Origin of the sequence: Alloalcanivorax venustensis, assembly GCF_047495515.1 — a bacterium.
Lineage (GTDB): Bacteria > Pseudomonadota > Gammaproteobacteria > Pseudomonadales > Alcanivoracaceae > Alloalcanivorax > Alloalcanivorax venustensis.
Map to the genome: position 1 here is coordinate 1,230,210 of NZ_CP179934.1, position 13,433 is coordinate 1,243,642.

Here is a 13,433-nt window from a genome sequence, read left to right on the forward strand (position 1 = left end):
TACTGGGATATGGGGTCCGGGGCCAGTTTGTACAAGGGGTGGCGCCAGAGCCCGGCACGGGCGGCGTCAGTCGCTGATGGGCGCCTGGCGGGCCCGGTTGCGGGCCTCGGCGAGCGCCTTGATCAGCTCTGAAAGCCGCGCCCCGTCTGGTGTCGGGCGGCGCTGCTCCAGTTCCAGGGCCTGCTCCAGCGCCAGGGCGTTGAGGTGCTCCAGAGCGTCGTGCCAGTAGCGCCGCGCCGTGGCCGCGTCCATGGGCGGTTTGAGCGCCTCGCGCAGCAGCACCGACAGGGATTCGCCCTGTTCCAGCGCCATCACCGCGCCCAGCAGGGCGGGCGGCGAGCTGGCTTGGTCGCGGGCGGTGCCGGCCACCTGGATCAGCAGGTCCAGCTGGGGGATATCCAGCTCTTCCAGGCCCTCCGGCAGGGGGCGCTCCTCCAGCACTTCCGGGTGCGACAGCAGCACCAGCACCAGCCGTTCCACCAGCCCCAGGCCGCCGGCGCTGCCTCGTTGCCGTTGCGGGCGCCTGGGCCGTGCCCGGGCGGCGCGGGCCACGGCGGCGGCGTCCCAGTCCGGGGGTGGTTCGCCGCCGGGGTCGCCTGCCGGATCGCCTGCCGGCTCGTAACCGTCGCCATAGCCGTAATCGTCCGCTGGCGGCGGGGCGCTCGGCTCCGCGGGCGCCGCCGGGCGGCCCCGTTGGGCGGGCAGGCTCTGGCGCAGCTTTTCCAGGGAGCTTTGCTCCAGGCGGGTAAGGCGCGCCAGCTCTTCTTCCAGCAGGGCGCGGTAGACCGGCCCGGCCGGCTTGTCCAGGTAGGGCAGCGCCAGCCGCGCCAGCCGCGCCCGGCCGTCCACGGTGGCCAGGTCCAGCCCCTCGGAGAGGTGCCGGAACAGGTAGGTGGACAGGGCGTCGGCCTTGTCAGTGAGCGCTAACAACGCCTCCGGGCCCTGGGTGCGCACCAGGGTGTCCGGGTCTTCCCCTTCGTCCAGGAACAGGAAGCGGGCCTGCTTGCCGTCGTCCAGCACCGGCAGGATCGATTCCAGCGCCCGCCAGGCGGCGCGTCGGCCGGCTTCGTCGCCATCGAAACAGAACACCACCTCGTTGACCTGGCGGAACAGCAGCTGGCCGTGGTCCTCGCTGGTGGCGGTGCCCAGGGTGGCCACCGCGTTGGGGACCCCGTGCTGGGCCAGGGCGATCACGTCCATGTAGCCCTCCACCACGTAGAGGCGGTCGCTGCGGTCGCGGCTTTGCCGCCATTCCCACAGGCCGTAGAGCTCGCGGCCCTTGTGGAAGACCGGGGTTTCCGGGCTGTTCAGATACTTGGGCTTGCCGTCGCCCAGCACCCGGCCGCCGAAGCCGATGGTGCGGCCCCGGTGGTCGCGGATCGGGAACTGGATACGGTCGCGGAACTTGTCGTAGGTGCGGCCGTTGTCTTCGCGGCGCACCAGCAGGCCGGCGGTGACCGCCTGTTCCAGGCCTTCCTTGTCCAGGGACAGGCCGTTGATCAGGTTGTCGAAGCCTGGCGGCGCGAAGCCCAGGCCGTAGCGGGCGGCGATTTCCCCGGTCAGGCCACGGCCTTTCAGGTAATTCACCGCTTTCTGCTTTTCCGGGGCGCTTTTCAGTTGCTGCCGGTAGAAGCGCTCGGCGCGGGCGAGCAGGTCGTAGAGGGTCTGCAGGCGGTCCCGCTTGGCTTTGTCCTTGCGCGCGTCGTGACCTTCCTCGCGGGGCACCTCCATGCCGGCGCGGGTGGCCAGTTGTTCCACCGCCTCGGGGAAGTTGAGGTGGTCGTACTCCATCAGGAAGCCCACGGCGTTGCCGGAGGCGCCGCAGCCGAAGCAGTAATAGAACTGCTTGTCCGGGGCAACCGTGAAGGACGGGGTCTTTTCCTGGTGGAACGGGCAGCAGGCGGCGTAGTTGCGGCCGGTCTTCTTCAGCGGCACGCGGCTGTCTATCAGCGCCACGATATCGCTGCGCGCGAGGAGATCCTGAATGAAGTGTTCGGGAATGCGACCGGCCATGGGGGGATATTCCTCGCGGCGGGGCCGCGAATCAAGATCGGGCGGACGGCCCGATCAGGCCGTCAGGCGTTTCTTCACCTTGCCACTGGCGACGCCGATGTCGGCGCGACCCTGCAGCTGCGGCTTCAACACGCCCATGACCTTGCCCATGTCCTGCATGCCGGCGGCGCCGGTGCTGGCTATGGCGTCATCGATCAGGGCGTCGACCTCCGCCTCGCTGAGCGGTGCGGGCAGGAAGGTCTGCAGCACCTGGATTTCCGCCTCCTCGATGTCGGCGAGATCGTCCCGGCCGGCGTCGCGGTATTGAGTGGCGGAATCCTTGCGCTGTTTGATCAGCTTGTCGAGCACCGCCAGGCTGCGCTCATCGTCCAGTTCGATGCGTTCATCCACTTCGATCTGCTTGATGGCGGACAGGGCCATACGCACAACGCCCAGGCGCGCCTTGTCCTTGGCGCGCATGGCGTCTTTCATGGCCGTGGTGAGCTGTTCTTTAAGAGCGCTCATGGCGATTCCTGACTGTGCGGCCCGTGTTAGCGGGCGGTCTCTACGGCCGGAACGGCTTAGTAGAGACGCTTACGGGCGAGTTGCTCGCGCTGGAGCTTCTTCAGGTGACGCTTTACAGCGGCGGCACGCTTGCGCTTACGCTCCTGGGTGGGCTTCTCGTAGTTCTCGCGACGACGGACTTCGGAGAGCACACCGGCTTTCTCGCAGGAACGCTTGAAACGACGCAGGGCCACGTCGAAGGGTTCGCCTTCTTTCACTTTCACCTGAGGCATGAAGTATCACCTACCTTGAAATTGGATTAATGAGTGCGCTGAGGGGCTCAGGTGGAGGGCCCGGACAGCAGGGCGCGAATTCTACCTGAGCTCGGAGGAAATGCAAAGAGGCGGGCTTGGCGGTATCATGCGCCTCCTTATTCAGGGAGTCTCCATGCGCGTATTGGGCATCGAATCCAGCTGTGACGAGACCGGCGTGGCCATCTTCGACACCGAACAGGGCCTGCTCGGCCAGGCGCTGTACAGCCAGATCGACATGCATGCCGCCTACGGCGGCGTGGTGCCGGAGCTGGCCAGCCGCGACCACGTGCGCCGGCTGCTGCCGCTGGTGCGCCAGGTAATGAGCGAGGCCGGCACCACACCGGAACAGCTCGACGGCGTGGCGTTCACCGCCGGCCCGGGGCTGGCCGGGGCGCTGCTGGTGGGCGCCGGCGTCGGCCGCAGCCTGGCCTACGGTTGGGGCCTGCCGGCGGTGCCGGTGCACCATATGGAGGGGCATTTGCTGGCGCCGATGCTGGAAGCGGATGGCCCGGACTTCCCGTTCGTGGCGCTGCTGGTGAGCGGCGGCCATTCGCTGCTGCTGGAGGCGCGCGCCCTGGGCGACTACGCACCGCTGGGCGAGTCCGTGGACGACGCCGCCGGCGAAGCCTTCGACAAGGTGGCGAAAATGATGGGCCTGGGGTACCCCGGCGGCCCGCGCCTGGCGAAGCTGGCCGAGAGCGGCACGGCCGGGCGGTTCCGCTTCCCCCGGCCGATGACCGACCGGCCCGGCCTGGACATGAGCTTTTCCGGGCTCAAGACCTTCACCCTCAACACCATTAACGATCTGGGCGGCGTCGCCGCGCTGAGCGAACAGGACCGTTGCGACATCGCCCTGGCGTTCCAGGAGGCGGCGGTGGACACCCTGGTGATCAAGTGCCGCCGCGCCATGGAGCAGACCGGCGCCAAACGGCTGGTGGTGGCCGGCGGCGTCAGCGCCAACGTGATGCTGCGCGAGCGGCTGGACGCGGCCATGGCCAAGAAGGGCGTGCGGGTGTTCTATCCGGGGCTGGCCTACTGCACCGACAACGGCGCCATGATCGCCTACGCCGGTGCGTTGCGGCTGGCCGGCGGCGAACGCAGCGGCCTGCCGATCGCGGTGCGGCCGCGCTGGCCGCTGGCGGAGCTGGCCCCGCTATCGCAAGACGCCTCCTGAACGGATCTCAGCGCTTGCCGCGGAACCCCAGCTCTTCGCCGCTGAGCAGCTTGGTGAGGTTGGCCCGGTGGCGGATCACCATGATCACGGTGAGCGCCGCCATCGGCCAGAAGGCGGTGGGCAGCCAGAACCACAGACTGATCGGCGCGGCGACAAAGGCCAGCAGCGACGCCACCGAGGAGATCCGCGTCACCCCGAACACCAGCAGCCAGACCGCCCCCGCCACCAGGCCGCTGGGCCAGTGCAGCGGAAACAGCAAACCGAAGGCGGTGGCCACGCCCTTACCGCCCCGGAATTGGAAAAACACCGGAAACAGGTGGCCGAGGAAGGCGCAGAAGCCGACCAGCGCCGCCGCCGTGGCGGACAGCCCCAGGCCGTAAGCCACCAGCACCGGCACGGTGCCCTTGAGCACGTCGCCGAGCAGGGTCAGGGCGGCGGCGGGTTTGCCGCCGATGCGCAGCACATTGGTGGCGCCGGGGTTGCTGGAACCCTGGGTGCGCGGGTCCGGATAGCCGAACAGCCGGCACACCAGAATGGCGCTGGAGATCGAGCCCAGCAGGTAAGCGGCCGCGCACAAAGGCAGCAACCAGCCCCAGCTTTCCTGTAATGCTATGGTGTCCACCGGCTATAATCCTGTTTTTTCAAAGTCTCGAAACCCCGGGCATTATCAAGGACCAACATGGATATCGTCTATATCAGTGATCTGAAGGTGGACACGGTAATCGGCATTTTCGATTGGGAGCGCCGTATCCGCCAGACCGTAAGCCTGGACCTGGAAATGGCCACCGACATACGCAAGGCCGCCGCCAGCGATCACATTGACGACGCTCTGGACTACAAGAGTATCGGCAAGCGGGTGATTCAGTTCATCGAAGACAGCGACTTCCAGTTGGTGGAAACCCTGGCCGAGCGGGTCGCCGACGTGGTCCGCGAGGAGTTCGGGGTGGCCTGGCTGAAGCTGCGCCTCAGCAAGCCCGGCGCCCTGCGCGGGTCGCGGGATGTGGGCGTTATCATTGAGCGGGGGGAGCGCACCTGATGACCACGGTATTTCTCAGCCTCGGCTCCAACATCGACCGGCAGCACAATATCGGCTCGGGGCTGGACGACCTGGCCGCCGCCTTCGGCGAGCTGCGTCTGAGCCCGGTCTATGAAAGCGAGGCGGTGGGCTTCAAGGGCAGCCCGTTCTTCAATCTGGTGGTGGCGCTGGACACCGACCTGCCGGTGGCGGCACTGGCGGACCGGCTGCGCGACATCGAACGCGCCCACGGCCGGGTGCGTGGCGAGAAGAAATTCGCCAGCCGTACCTTGGATATCGACATTCTCACCTACGGGGAGCTCACCGGCGAGTTCGACGGCGTCAGCCTGCCCCGCGATGAAATCCTCAAACACGCTTTCGTGCTGCGGCCGCTGGCCGATCTGGCGCCGTACGCGATGCATCCCCAGCTTGGCCGTACCTACGCGGCCCTGTTCAACGAATACCGTTTTCCGGAGCAGCGCCTCTGGCAGGTCCCGTTCGTCTGGCCCTGAAGTGGCTCAGCCGCCGGGGAAGGAGAGCGAGCGGCCGCCGTCCACGGCCACAATCTGGCCGGTGATGTAGGGCGCTTCCAGGGCCAGCCAGGCCACGGTGGCGGCGATGTCGTCGGGATCGCCGGCGCGGCCCAGGGCGGTGGCGTCGAGGATGTCCTGCTGGTTTTCCTGGCCCTGCTCGGGCCACAGGATGGCGCCCGGCGACACGCCGTTAACGCGCACCGCCGGCCCCAGTTCGCGGGCCAGGCTCTTGGTCATCATCGCCAGCCCGGCTTTCGCCATGCAGTAGAGCGGGTGTCCGGCGAGCGGCTTCTCCGCGTAGACGTCGACGATGTTAACGATCGCCCCGCCGGCCGCCTCCAGGTCACCGGCCAGTTGCTGGCTGAGCAGGAAGGGGGCGCGCAGGTTGCTGTGCATCAGCGTGTCCCAGTCGTCGTCGGACGCCTGGCCGAGCGGCGTGGGGTAGAAGCTGGAGGCGTTGTTGATCAGTACGTCGAGACCGCCGAAGGCGTCCCGGGCGCGCACCGCCAGATCGCGCACCGCCACCGGGTCGCGCAGGTCGGCGGCCAGGCACGCGGCGCTGGCCGGCCGCTCGCGGTTGAAAGCGTCCACCAACTGGCGGGCCTCCTGTTCGCTCCGGTGGTAGTGAATCACCACCCGACAGCCTTTCCGGTGCAGGGTTTCCGCGATGCGGGCGCCGATGCGCCGGGCGCTGCCTGTAATCAGAGCGATGGGGGCTGCCATTTTTCCAGGAACTCCTTTTTGTATTCCTTGATGCGTTTAATGCGTTTGTCGTCCAGCGCGCGGCCCAGGGCCGGACCGGTGAGGCCCGCTTCCCGCAGGCCGGCCACGTCCACGTCGCGCACCGCTTCACTGAGGCCCAGCAAAAACGCGCCCTGAACGTAGGGCGTTTTGTAGTCCGCCGAGCACACCCGGGCGTCCGCCTCGCAGGCGTCGACCAGAAACTTCAGCCGCCGGGGGCGGCGCAGCACGTCCAGGTTGTGCAGCAGCTCCCAGACCTCCGGCGGGCGCAATTTCAGCACCCGCTGCACCCGCGATTGCCAGCGCGCCATGGTCATGGCGGCGTCGGTCATTTCCTTGGGCACGCGCAGCCGCTGCGACATGGTCTTGGCCACGTGCATGCCGCGTCGTTCATGGCCGCGGTGTTCCGGCCAGCCGTCCGGCGGCGTTTCCGCTTTACCGAAATCGTGGCAGAGCAGGGCGTAGCGTGACGTCAACGGCAGTTTCAGACGCGCCGCCTGGGCCAGACAGCGCCACTGATGGCTGAGCACATCCAGGGCCGGCTGGTGGTCCGGCGATTGCGGAATGCCGTCCAGGTTGGCCACCTCGGGAAACAGTTCGGCGAGCGCGCCGCATTCGTGCAGCACCTGAAAAAAGACCTGAGGGGAGCGTTCCATCAGGGCGCGGCTGGTCTCTTTCCAGACCCGCTCGGCGGCCAGGTGCGTCATCTCGCCGCTCATCACGATGTCGCCCATCAGTTCCAGGGTGGTGTCCGCCACCCGGAAACCCATCCAGTGGTAGCGGGCGGCGAAGCGCGCCACGCGCAGCACGCGCAGCGGATCCTCGGCGAAGGCCGGCGACACATGGCGCAGAATACGCGCCTTTAAATCCCGCTTGCCGTTAAAAGGATCGATGATCTCGCCGCCCGGGGTTCTGGCCATGGCGTTGATGGTGAGGTCGCGCCGGATCAGATCGTCTTCCAGCGTTACATCGGTGTCGGTATGGAACACAAAGCCGCCGTAACCGTGGCCGCTTTTGCGCTCGGTGCGGGCGAGGGCATACTCCTCGCGGGTGTCCGGGTGCAAAAACACGGGGAAATCGTTGCCCACCGGTTTGAAACCCTGGTCCACCAGTTGTTGCGGCGTGGCGCCGACCACTACCCAGTCTCTTTCCTTGACCGGCAGCCCGAGCAGTTGATCGCGCACGGCACCGCCTACCAGATAAATGTCCATGTTGTTGTTACCAACCCTTTAACGCAAAATAGTGACACCGAGGCCGCGGCGCTGTTAAGCCCGCGGTTTTTTTGTTTTTGGAACCTTGATCCGTGTCGGCGGGCTCCTTAGTGAACGCATTTTCACTGCCGCGTCCCCGAGGTACAAGTTTTACGAGCGGATAAACACCATGAATACCCTGGTCGCCTATTTGATCGTGATCGCCGTTTGGGCGACCACGCCACTGGGCATCAAATGGAGTGGCGAGGCGCTGCCGGCGTTCGCCGCCGCCGGTTCGCGGATGGCCATCGCCGCCGCGCTGGGGTTGCTGTGGCTGGCGGCGCGGCGTCAGGGGCTGCCCCTGCACCGCCGCGCGCTGCTCAGCTACGCGGCGGCACTGCCGGGGATTTTCGGCGCCATGGGCTGCAGCTACATGGCGGCGCGGGACCTGCCGTCGGGCCTGATCTCGGTGGTGTTCGGGCTGGCGCCGTTGATCTCCGGGGTGATGATGCAGTGGCTGCCCGGCGGCACCCGGCTCAACGGTTGGCACTGGCTGGCCTGCCTGCTGGGGCTGGCCGGCCTGGCGCTGGTATTCGGCGACAGCTTCGCGCTGCTGTTCCAGGACGGCGCCGCGCTGGCCGGCGACGAGGCGCGGCGCGGGCGCGGGCTGCTGTGGATTCTCAGCGCGGTGACCCTGTTCGCCGCCTCCGGCATCGTGGTGCAGCGGGTCGGTGCCGGGCTGGCGCCGATGCAGCAGACCGTGGGCGGTTTGCTGTTTTCCCTGCCGCTGTACGCCCTGGCCATGTGGCTGAGCGGCCAGGGGTTCGACTACAGCGGCGACCAGCGCGGCCTGGGCGCGATCGTCTATCTGGCGGTGTTCGGTTCCCTGCTGGGCTTCTACTGCTACTTCCAGGTGCTGGCGCGGCTGCCCGCCGCCACGGTGGCGCTGGTCACCTTGATCACGCCGGTGCTGGCGCTGATGTTGGGCGCGGCGCTCAACGATGAACTGCTGGGCGCACGGGTGCTGGCCGGCGCCGCCGTGATCGTGGCGGCCCTGGGTCTGTACCTGCTCGGCGACCGGCGGGTGCGGCGCGGTGTCGTTTCCACCGCCGCCGGCGACGGATAAGATCATTGCGCCCACGGCGGCCTCTGAGTAGGGTCACTGGGTCACGACGGGAGAGTGAATCAATGAAAACACGTCTTACAGAATTGCTGGGTACCCGCTACCCGATCATCCAGGGCGGCATGCAGAATGTCGGCTACGCGGAACTGGCGGCGGCGGTGTCCAACGCTGGCGCGCTGGGCATCATCACCGGGCTGACCCAGCCCACGCCGGAAGATCTCGCCAAGGAGATCGCCCGCTGCAAGGAAATGACCGACCAGCCGTTCGGCGTCAACCTGACGCTGTTGCCGACCATCAAGCCGGTGCCGTACGAGGAGTACGCCCAGGTGATCGTCGACGCCGGCGTCAAGATCGTGGAAACCGCCGGGCGCAGCCCGGAACCCTTCATGCCGCTGTTCAACGAGCACGGCATCAAGGTGATCCACAAGTGCACCTCGGTGCGCCACTCCCTGAAGGCCCAGAGCCTGGGCTGCGCGGCGGTGTCCGTGGACGGTTTCGAGTGCGCCGGCCACCCCGGCGAGGACGACGTCACCAACCTGGTGCTGCTGCCCGCCGCCGCCAAGGTGCTGGACATTCCCATGGTCGCCTCCGGCGGCATCGGCACCGGCGCGCAGATGGCCGCCTGCCTGGCGCTGGGTGCCGACGGCATCAACATGGGCACGCGCTTCATGGCCACCAAGGAAGCGCCCATCCACGAGAACATCAAGCGCGCCATCGTCGAAGGCAGCGAGCGCGACACCGCGCTGGTCTACCGGCCGCTGCGCAACACCGCCCGGGTCTACAAGAACAAGGTCGCCGAGCGGGTCAACGAGATCGAGCGCGAGCAGGGCAAGGACATGAAGTTCGAGCTGATCAGCGACATGGTCGCCGGCGCCAAGGGCAAGGTGGCGCTGACCGAGGGCGACGTGGACTACGGCATCTGGACCAGCGGCATGGTGCAGGGGCTGATCGATGCCATCCCGTCCTGCGAGGATCTGGTGCAGGAAATCATCCGCGAGTGCGAGAGCACCATCCGCGACCGGCTGTCGGTGTTCGCCGCCTCCTGATTGGGGAGCGGGCCTGGCCCGCTCCCTGGACCTGGTTACGGAGTGCCGGATTCGATGGGCGTGAACGTCACCAGGTGGTCCATTTCCAGTTCGATACCGATGCGCCCCCCGACCGGGTGGGCGTGGTGGCTGGGTGCCATGCACGGCACCCGTACGCCGCCGTCCAACTCCAGCGTGTAAAGCATGTGGGCGCCGCGGAAGGCGCGGTCCACCACCCGGGCGGTGCGTGGGCTGTCGTCGTTGTGAAGGATGTCGTCCGGGCGGATCATCACGTCCACCCGGTCGCCGGGGGCGGCGCCGTCGGGCAGGTTGCCGGCGAACACGCCCAGGCAGGTCTCCACCCGGCCTTCGGTGGTCACGGTGCCGGGGATGAAGCTGCTGCGGCCGATGAAGTCGGCCACGAAGCGGGTGCGCGGCCGGTGGTAGATGCGGTAGGGCGTGTCCCACTGGGCCAGTCGGCCGGCGTGCATCACGCCGACCCGGTCGGCGATGGCGAAGGCTTCGTTCTGGTCGTGGGTGACGAACAGGGCGGTGATGCCCTCTTTCAGCAGGATGGCGCGCACGTCGCGGCTGATCTGCTCGCGCAGTTCCGCGTCCAGCGCCGAGAAGGGTTCGTCCAGCAGCAGCAGGCGGGGCTTGGGGGCCAGCGCCCGGGCCAGGGCCACGCGCTGTTGCTGGCCGCCGGAAAGCTGATGGGGGTAGCGGCCGCCCATGCCGGGCAGGCCCACCAGGGTGAGCAGGTCCTCGACCCGGACGCGGCGCTGGTCCGCGCTCCAGCGGTCCAGGCCGAAGCCGATGTTGGCGGCCACGTCCAGGTGCGGGAACAGGGCGATGTCCTGGAACACCATGCCCACCCGGCGCTGCTCGGCGGGCACCAGCAGCCGGTCGCCGGTGACGGCGTCGCCGTGCAGGGCGATGCGGCCGCGGTCCGGGGCCAGGAAGCCGGCCACCAGACGCAGCAGGGTGGTCTTGCCGCAGCCGGAGGGCCCGATCAGGCAGCCGATCAGGCCCTCGTCCAGGGAGAGGGAGACGTCTTCCAATACCGGCTGGCCGTCGAACCGTACGTTCAGGTCGTCAATGGTCAGCATGGGGGCTCTCCTGGTGGGGGTTCCGTATCGAGCGGGTCAGCAGTATCACCGGCGCCACGCCGGCGAGCAGAATGGTGAGCGCCGGCAGCGCCGCGTCCGCCAGTCGCTCGTCGGACGCCAGTTCGAAGGCGCGCACCGCCAAGGTATTGGTGTTGAAGGGCCGCAGCACCAGCGCGGCGGGCAGCTCCTTGAGGGTGTCCACGAACACCAGCAGGGCGCTGGTGGCCAGCGGCACCCGCAGCAGCGGCAGATGCACCCGCCGCAGCATCGGCAGCGACGCCGTGCCCAGCGAGCGGGCGGCGTTGTCCAGGTTGGGGGACAGGTTCTGCAGACCGGCGTCCAGCCCCTGGATGGGGATGGTCAGGAAGCGCACCGTGCAGGCGAACACCACCGCGAACAGGGTGCCGGAGAACAGCAGCCCGGGCTCCGGCAGGCCCACGGACGCCAGCAGATTGTTGAGGCCGCGGTCCAGGCTGGCGAGCACCAGCACCACGCCCACCGCCAGCACGGTGCCCGGCACCGCGTAGCCGAAGCCGGCGAGCCCGGCGGCCAGGCGGCGGGGCCGGTCGCGGCGCAGCCGCCGCGCCCAGATCAGCAGCAGGCCCAGGCCGGTGGCCGCCAGCGCGGTGCACAGGGCGATCAGCAGGCTGGTGCCGAGCAGGCCCAGGAAGCCCGGCTCCGCCAGATCCCGCCAGCGCGGCAGGCTCCACACCAGCAGTTGCAGGGCGGGCAGAATGAACCCGAGCAGCACCGGCAGCCACAGCGCCGCCGCCAGCAACAGGCCCGGGCCCCGACCCAGCGGCAGCGGCGCCGCCGCCCGCGCCGAGGCGACGCTGATGCGCCGTTCCTTGCGGGCGCGCCGCTCCAGGGTGAGCAGCACCACCATGGCGAGCAGCAGTACGCCGGCCAGTTGCGCCGCCGCCATGGCGTCGCCCAGCCCGAACCAGGTGCGGTAGATGCCGGTGCTCAGGGTGGGTACGCCGAAGTAGGCCACGGTGCCGTAGTCCGCCAGGGTCTCCATCAGCACCAGCGCCAGCCCGGCGATGATCGCCGGCCGTGCCAGCGGCAGGGCCACCCGGAAGAACCGCCGCCAGGGCCCGGCGCCCAGGGTGCGCGCCACTTCCAGCGCCACCGCGGACTGACTGACGAAGGCGGCGCGGGTCATCAGATACACATAGGGATAGAGCACCAGCGTCAGCATCAGGCCGGCGCCGGCCGGGCTGCGGATGTCCGGCAGGGGGAGCGGCAACGCCTGCTGCAGGGCGCCTTCGCTGGCCAGCATGCCGGTCCAGGTGTAGGCGATCAGATAGGCGGGGCAGGCCAGCGGCAGCAGCAGGGCCCACTCCAGCACCCGGCGCCCGGGGAAGCGGAAGCGGGACACCGCCCAGGCGGCGGCGACGCCGATCAGCAGGGTGCCGGTGCCGGTGAACAGGGCCAGGAACAAGGAGTGGCGCAGGTACGAGGGCAGTACCGTGCTGCTCAGGTGGCCCCAATTGGGCGAGGCGCCGGCCAGCCAGCTGCCGGCCACCACCAGTACCGGTGTGGCCAGCGCCAGCGCCAGCAGCAGTAGAACCAGGGAGCGCAAGGCGGGCAACGAAAACATGGCGCGATTATACCGATCCGCCGCCGCCTTGCCTGTCTTGAACGATTATTTCCAGCCTGCGCGGTCCATCAGTTTGACCGCGTCGGCGTTCAGCTCGCCGAGCTTGATCAGCGGCAGGTCGTCCTGCTTGAACTCACCCCACTCCTGCAGCAAATCGCTGACCGGCACGTCGGCGCGCACCGGGTACTCGTAGTTGGTCTCGGCGTACCACTGCTGGGATTCGTCGTTGACCAGGAACTCGATCAGCTGCCGGGCGTTGTCCGGGTTGGGGGCGTTGGTGGCCACGCCGGCGCCGGAAATATTGATGTGGGCGCCGCGGCCGTCCTGGTTGGGCCAGAACACCGCCACCTGCTCGGCGATCTCGCGGGCGTCGGCGTCGTCGCCGCCCTGCATCATGCCCAGGTAGTAGGTGTTGACCACGGCGATGTCGCACTCGCCGGCGGCCAGGGCCTTGATCTGGTTGCGGTCGCCGCCCACCGGATCACGGGCCATGTTGGACACCAGGCCCTCGGCCCATTGCTCGGTGTCCGCTTCGCCGTTGTGGGCGATCAGGCTGGCGGTGAGGGACTGGTTGTAGATGTTGTCCGAGGAGCGGATGCAGATGCGGTCATCCCATTTTTCGTCGGCCAGGGCTTCGTAGGTGGACAGCTCGGACGGGTCCACCCGGTCCGGGGCGTAGACCACCACCCGGGCGCGCACGGACAGGCCGTACCAGTGGCCTTCCGGGTCGCGCAGGGCCTCGGGCACCTGCTCGGCGAGGGTGTCGCTTTCCGTGGTGGCCAGCTGGCCTTCCTGCTGGGCGCGGTACAGACGGCCGGCGTCGGTGGTGATCAGCACGTCGGCGGGGCTGTGCTCGCCTTCGGCCTTCATGCGCTCCACCAGGGCGTCGGCGCTGCCGGTGATCAGGTTCACGGTGATGCCGGTTTCCGAGGTGAAGCGGTCCAGCAGGGGCTTGATCAGTGCTTCCTTACGGGCGGAATAGACGTTCACTTCTTCGCTTTGCGAGCTGCATCCGGTTACCACCAGGGCGGCCATTAACGAGAAGAGGACACTGAGTCGACGCATGAAGGGTTTCTCCGGCGAATGAACGAATAAGGTTGCGCCGGATAT

14 protein-coding genes are annotated in these 13,433 nt (G+C 68.2%); 5 read left to right on the top strand and 9 right to left on the bottom strand.

All coding sequences use genetic code 11. The features are described from left to right. Positions 1-66: 66 nt before the first annotated feature. From dnaG to rpsU, 3 genes are read right to left on the bottom strand one after another with little or no spacing between them, the layout of a single operon-like run. A complete protein-coding gene (gene dnaG / locus ACMG4O_RS05865; protein ID WP_414434627.1) occupies positions 67-2,013 on the bottom strand; it encodes a DNA primase in 1,947 nt (648 codons plus the stop codon). Between the two features lie 54 nt (positions 2,014-2,067). Next, complete coding sequence (locus tag ACMG4O_RS05870; RefSeq protein WP_414434628.1) at positions 2,068-2,517, bottom strand: GatB/YqeY domain-containing protein; 450 nt, start codon at positions 2,515-2,517, stop codon at positions 2,068-2,070. Between the two features lie 56 nt (positions 2,518-2,573). Next, positions 2,574-2,789, bottom strand: coding sequence for a 30S ribosomal protein S21 (rpsU, locus tag ACMG4O_RS05875; protein ID WP_014993329.1), 216 nt, complete (start codon positions 2,787-2,789; stop codon positions 2,574-2,576). A 154-nt stretch (positions 2,790-2,943) separates the two neighbouring features. On the opposite strand from rpsU, the gene tsaD reads away from it, so the two are divergent. Then, positions 2,944-3,984 carry a tRNA (adenosine(37)-N6)-threonylcarbamoyltransferase complex transferase subunit TsaD gene (gene tsaD, locus ACMG4O_RS05880; RefSeq protein WP_414434629.1) on the top strand — a complete coding sequence of 347 codons (1,041 nt, stop codon included), beginning with the start codon at positions 2,944-2,946 and terminating at the stop codon, positions 3,982-3,984. Between the two features lie 7 nt (positions 3,985-3,991). Here the strand turns inward: tsaD and plsY are convergent, their stop codons facing one another. Further along, on the bottom strand, positions 3,992-4,606 hold the full coding sequence (plsY, locus tag ACMG4O_RS05885; protein WP_414434630.1) for a glycerol-3-phosphate 1-O-acyltransferase PlsY: 615 nt from the start codon (positions 4,604-4,606) through the stop codon (positions 3,992-3,994). A gap of 57 nt (positions 4,607-4,663) precedes the next feature. Here plsY and folB point away from each other — a divergent pair, with 57 nt between their 5' ends. Further along, entirely contained in the window at positions 4,664-5,020 is a 357-nt protein-coding gene (folB, locus tag ACMG4O_RS05890; protein WP_067605199.1) for a dihydroneopterin aldolase, read from the top strand. Next, on the top strand, positions 5,020-5,511 hold the full coding sequence (gene folK / locus ACMG4O_RS05895; RefSeq protein WP_414434631.1) for a 2-amino-4-hydroxy-6-hydroxymethyldihydropteridine diphosphokinase: 492 nt from the start codon (positions 5,020-5,022) through the stop codon (positions 5,509-5,511). Before folB ends, folK begins: the two co-directional genes overlap by 1 nt. Positions 5,512-5,517: 6 nt before the next feature. On the opposite strand, the gene ACMG4O_RS05900 is transcribed toward folK, so the two are convergent. Together ACMG4O_RS05900 and ACMG4O_RS05905 are read right to left on the bottom strand one after the other, a co-directional pair. Next, on the bottom strand, positions 5,518-6,255 hold the full coding sequence (locus ACMG4O_RS05900) for a pteridine reductase (protein WP_414434632.1): 738 nt from the start codon (positions 6,253-6,255) through the stop codon (positions 5,518-5,520). Continuing rightward, the gene (locus tag ACMG4O_RS05905; protein WP_142947314.1) at positions 6,234-7,484 is read right to left on the bottom strand and encodes a multifunctional CCA addition/repair protein; all 1,251 of its coding nucleotides are present in this window, start codon (positions 7,482-7,484) and stop codon (positions 6,234-6,236) included. Before ACMG4O_RS05905 ends, ACMG4O_RS05900 begins: the two co-directional genes overlap by 22 nt. 169 nt (positions 7,485-7,653) lie before the next feature. On the opposite strand from ACMG4O_RS05905, the gene ACMG4O_RS05910 reads away from it, so the two are divergent. Both ACMG4O_RS05910 and ACMG4O_RS05915 read left to right on the top strand, forming a co-directional pair. Then, complete coding sequence (locus ACMG4O_RS05910) at positions 7,654-8,589, top strand: DMT family transporter (protein ID WP_414434633.1); 936 nt, start codon at positions 7,654-7,656, stop codon at positions 8,587-8,589. Positions 8,590-8,651: 62 nt separating this feature from the next. Then, a complete protein-coding gene (locus tag ACMG4O_RS05915; RefSeq protein ID WP_142947312.1) occupies positions 8,652-9,632 on the top strand; it encodes an NAD(P)H-dependent flavin oxidoreductase in 981 nt (326 codons plus the stop codon). A 35-nt stretch (positions 9,633-9,667) separates the two neighbouring features. Here ACMG4O_RS05915 and ACMG4O_RS05920 read toward each other — a convergent pair whose 3' ends face one another. From ACMG4O_RS05920 to ACMG4O_RS05930, 3 genes are read right to left on the bottom strand one after another with little or no spacing between them, the layout of a single operon-like run. Further along, the gene (locus tag ACMG4O_RS05920) at positions 9,668-10,720 is read right to left on the bottom strand and encodes an ABC transporter ATP-binding protein (RefSeq protein ID WP_414434634.1); all 1,053 of its coding nucleotides are present in this window, start codon (positions 10,718-10,720) and stop codon (positions 9,668-9,670) included. Beyond that, complete coding sequence (locus tag ACMG4O_RS05925) at positions 10,707-12,323, bottom strand: ABC transporter permease (protein ID WP_414434635.1); 1,617 nt, start codon at positions 12,321-12,323, stop codon at positions 10,707-10,709. The genes ACMG4O_RS05920 and ACMG4O_RS05925 overlap by 14 nt, the downstream gene beginning before the upstream one ends. Positions 12,324-12,368: 45 nt before the next feature. Beyond that, the gene (locus ACMG4O_RS05930; protein ID WP_414434636.1) at positions 12,369-13,388 is read right to left on the bottom strand and encodes a Fe(3+) ABC transporter substrate-binding protein; all 1,020 of its coding nucleotides are present in this window, start codon (positions 13,386-13,388) and stop codon (positions 12,369-12,371) included. Positions 13,389-13,433 lie beyond the last annotated feature (45 nt).